The organism is Arthrobacter sp. HMWF013, assembly GCF_003061105.1.
In the GTDB taxonomy this organism is placed as follows: Bacteria; Actinomycetota; Actinomycetes; order Actinomycetales; family Micrococcaceae; genus Arthrobacter.
Genome location: NZ_QAIQ01000411.1, coordinates 1 through 3,930, shown reverse-complemented (window position 1 = coordinate 3,930; position 3,930 = coordinate 1). Strand labels below are relative to the sequence as shown.

Genomic DNA, 3,930 nt, shown 5'->3' with positions numbered 1-3,930 from the left:
GTCAACGCCGGCCAGCGCGGTAGACCGCCAGACGGCCTGGACGTCCCCAAAACGAGCTGGCCGGCGTTGACGCCGCGCGCGAACTGAAGCAACGCCGTCGGGATCTCCTCCCCGCCGATGGCGTGGAAAATGCCGCCGGCGCCGAGTGTCACCGCGCGCAGCCGGTCGAGTTCCTTGGAGGAGGGCACAGCCCGTGCGGCGGTGGTGCGGACGTGGACCACGTGCAGCTCCCCGCCGGCGGACAGCATCCGTGCGGCCCGGCGGATCAGGGCCTCGTCCCCGGCGTGCCCGCTGATTCCGACGACGATCCGCTCCCCGGCGGATGTGCTGCTTTCTGGTGACATGACTCCATTGTTCACTCGTTACGTCCCCGGAACGGCGGGAATGGGCTTACCCGTAACCTACCCGTCAGTAGTGTTGCGTGGGTCACATTGGGTGCTTACTCTGGTCGAGGCTCATGCAAGCGGGCCATGCAAGGGCTGCAGCGTCGCAGCCGATGCCGGGGAAGGCTTTACACCGTGAATTCCAAACTCAACATTCTTGTCCGCGTGGATCTCGACCACGCCCGTGCCCAGGTTGTCGCCAAGGGCCACATCACCGTACACAGCGTCCAGGCCCTTTACGTTGTGGTCAAACGCGCCAACTCGCTGAAGCAGGGTCTCGACCTGGAGCTGGACATCACCCACGCGCTCGTTGATGACGCGGCACTCGAGCAGCTCCGGGACTGCTCCCGCACCCACCACCTTCCGGTGAAAATTGATCCGCAGCAGATGCCGTGCAACGTCAGTGTCCTGGCCCCGCGCGTCCCTGCCGCAGCCGGAGCAGCACTTATCGCAGCCTAGTTTCAAGTGGCGGCAGCAGCCGTACCATTCAGGTATGAAGATTGCAGTCGCCGGGGGAACCGGAACAGTGGGGCGGCACGTGGTCCGCGTTGCGCGTGAACGGGGCCACGAGGTGGTCAGCCTGTCGCGCCGAGAGGGCGTCAACCTGATCACCGGAAAGGGCCTCAACGAAGCCCTGCAAAATGTGGACACCGTTATTGACGTGTCAGGCATCCGGGAACTGACCACCAAGAAAAACGTGGACTTCTTCACCACCAGCACGCAGAATCTGCTGGCAGCAGAGAAAAAGGCCGGGACCAAGCACCATATTGCGCTCTCGATCGTGGGCATCCACCTGGCGAAATCAGGCCTGTACGCCGGTAAGCTGGCGCAGGAGGAAGCCGTCCGGCACGGCGATGTGCGCTGGACCATCCTGCGGGCCACCCAGTTCCATGAATTTGTTCCGATGACCCTCGGGTACACCTCTGCAGGACCGCTCGCGCTGGTGCCGCGGATGCTGATGCAGCCGGTGGCGGCAGCGGAAGTGGCCGAGGCGCTGGTGGATGCGGCGGAGGCAGGACCGAAGGGACGCCTCCCCGATTTGGGCGGCCCCGGCAAGGAGAGGCTCGCGGACCTGGTCCGCGCCTACCTCCGGAAGACGGGGAAAAAGAAGCTCATCGTGCAGGTCCCGGTCCCGGGGCCCATGGGGAAAGCCATGCGCAGCGGTGACCTGATCCCGGAACCGGGTGCCGCCGTCGGCCGCCAGACCTTTGCACAGTGGCTGGAGTCGACGGACATCAGGCACTGAACAAGAGCTTTGGGCGCCCGGCGGACGCCACCGCCCGTCATCGGGCTGAGCGACTGCCCCGAAGCAGCTTGCTCGATTTTCTACTACTAGGTCCCCGGCTACGGAATCTTTTTGCCATCGCAGGTTGGCTTTGTATTACCGAATCAGATCTTTGCAGGAGTACGTCCTCAACGGATCCACGGTCGGCGGACACTTGTCCGAGATCGTCAGGGCCAGGAACGCTTAGCGGCGCGGGGATGGTTTCCGGATCGAGCTGATGCAGCCACGACTGAAGCGCCCGACCGCGCTCGGCATTTTCCTCTGCGAGGGTTTTGCGCCCGGGGGCCGCCTCCGGCCAGTACCGCGGACGGTACTGGTGCCAATCAGACAGGCCCTTCCCGGCGAGCTTCATGGACAGTGATCCAACCACGATGCCGCCGATCACGGTCAATGCCCAGTTACCGGCGATGTCGACACCCACCATGCCCGTTTCCTGCGCCATGGCCAACACAACACCGAGGGCAAGGAAGACCAGGACTGCAGTGGCAAGCTCTCTGGGTGCCTCCGTCGCCTTCGAGAAATCTTCTGTGTTGTATTTTCGGCATGCCCAGGCCAGAAAAAATCCGCACCACGAAGCCACCAGCGGGATCGTCGCGGTGAGTGCAACGGGCCCAGTGCCCGTGCTGCCATCTGTAATTGCCATGAACCAGAGAAATGCAACGCCCGCCGTAGTACTGATTGCTGCCAGCCCGAAGAGAAATAGGTTTTGACGACCTCGTTTCATCAGCCCTTCACGGAGAAATAGCACGCAAATGAAGGCGACGAAAAATGGCGGTATGAGTATTCCCATCAGCAGACCAACGGGAACCACAGTTGGGAGCGCGAGCATCAGAGCAATGACGACCATAAGCAGAACCACCCATCGCCGGGTAGCGCTGACCAGGACATAGTCGGGCACTTTGTCCCGCCACGTATGGACTGCGTCGAGCCAGTCAAACAGCCTCACCGATCCGAGGACCCGATGCTCCGCGCGAGTCCCCTCGGACAATTTTGTGTCACCCGTTTCTGGCACCGACTGGTTCAGACGTTGTCCGCTCATGAATAAGTCATAACATCCAGCGGGGGGCTTTCGCCCTAAGTGGGGCACATTGCGGCCGCAGGGAATCAATTTCGGTTCCGGAGGCGGCGTGTCCGTGTCGAAGTGCCCCACGACGGCGCCGCCACCTAGAAGAGCAACGCGGGGTCACTCCCGGCCCAATAAACGGCTCGGGAGGGGCGATAAGTGACCCCGCGTTGCAACAAGAAGGCAGGAAAGACCGCTACCGGTACCCGTCCACAATCGCCGCAGCGATCTCCTTGTACGCGCGCCGGGTCTCGGGCCGGAGGACGTCCAGGGTGACCAGGTCGCCGTCGGCCACGCCGCGGTCGTGCGGGACGGCGATGAGCTGGCGGCAGATCCCGGCCAGGTGCTCCTCGATGGCGTCCTTGTCCACGCGGGAGGAGACCTCGTCCTTGTCCGTGATGACCACAATGGCGTTCCGGGCCAGGTCCTCGTAGCCGTGGCTGGCGAGCCAGTGGAGGGTGCTGCGGGCGCGCTTCGCCCCCGACACCGCGTAGCCGGCGGCGATCACCAGGTTGTCCGCGGACTGCAGGATCCCGCTCATGGCGTTGTGGGTCACGCCGGTGCCGCAGTCGGTCAGGGCCACGGAGTAGTAGTTGGAGATCAGCTTGCGGATCCGCAGGTACTCGGCGGCGGTGAGCGAGTCCGAGACCTCCGGGTCCTGCTCCCCCGCGATCAGGTGCAGCCGGCCGGCGTGGTGCATGTAGCGGGCCAGCGCCGTGAGCGAGTCGATGGATTCGATGTTGTTGAGCAGGTCCGTGATGGTGCGCGGGCTGGACTGCTGGTAGATCCCCTCGCCCAGGGCGCGTTCCACGAGGTCGCCGGAGTCCGGGTTCGCATCGATGGCGCAGGGCGCGTCGCCGCGGAATTCGGCCAGGGTCAGGCCCACGCCCACTGTGGTGGAGGTCTTGCCGATGCCGCCTTTGAGGCTCAGCACCGCGGTGTTGTAGCTGCCCTGCAGCTGGCGGGAGATGCGCTTGCCCAGCTCGTCCTCGTCGCGCTGCTTGGCGCCGGGCCCCATGTTCCAGGCCCCGCCGGTCATGTTGTAGACGGCGCCGCGGACCCCGCCCACCGGCCGTGGCTTCTGCTCTTTGACGAACAGGCCCGGCGAGCTGATGAAGTCGGGCATGGGGCTGTCGGCGATGACGTCCGCCGCGGTGGGCCGGACCCGCCGGAACGCGGGCGCTTCCTCTGTAACGGAC

General features: G+C 64.6%; 4 protein-coding genes and 1 pseudogene. 2 read left to right on the top strand and 3 right to left on the bottom strand.

Annotated features, from left to right (window positions below; translation table 11 throughout):
* Positions 1-344 (bottom strand): annotated as a pseudogene (locus DBR22_RS15295) (hypothetical protein); the annotation flags it as partial.
* A gap of 174 nt (positions 345-518) precedes the next feature.
* Here DBR22_RS15295 and DBR22_RS15290 point away from each other — a divergent pair.
* Both DBR22_RS15290 and DBR22_RS15285 read left to right on the top strand, forming a co-directional pair.
* Positions 519-842, top strand: a complete 324-nt coding sequence (locus DBR22_RS15290) for a hypothetical protein (RefSeq protein WP_108599735.1) — start codon at positions 519-521, stop codon at positions 840-842.
* Positions 843-876: 34 nt separating this feature from the next.
* Positions 877-1,629, top strand: a complete 753-nt coding sequence (locus DBR22_RS15285; RefSeq protein WP_108599734.1) for an SDR family oxidoreductase — start codon at positions 877-879, stop codon at positions 1,627-1,629.
* Positions 1,630-1,666: 37 nt separating this feature from the next.
* On the opposite strand, the gene DBR22_RS15280 is transcribed toward DBR22_RS15285, so the two are convergent.
* Entirely contained in the window at positions 1,667-2,707 is a 1,041-nt protein-coding gene (locus DBR22_RS15280; RefSeq protein ID WP_108599733.1) for a hypothetical protein, read from the bottom strand.
* 220 nt (positions 2,708-2,927) lie between these two features.
* Positions 2,928-3,930 (bottom strand): MinD/ParA family ATP-binding protein (locus DBR22_RS15275; RefSeq protein ID WP_258229229.1); only part of this gene is annotated, 1,003 nt, incomplete at its 5' end.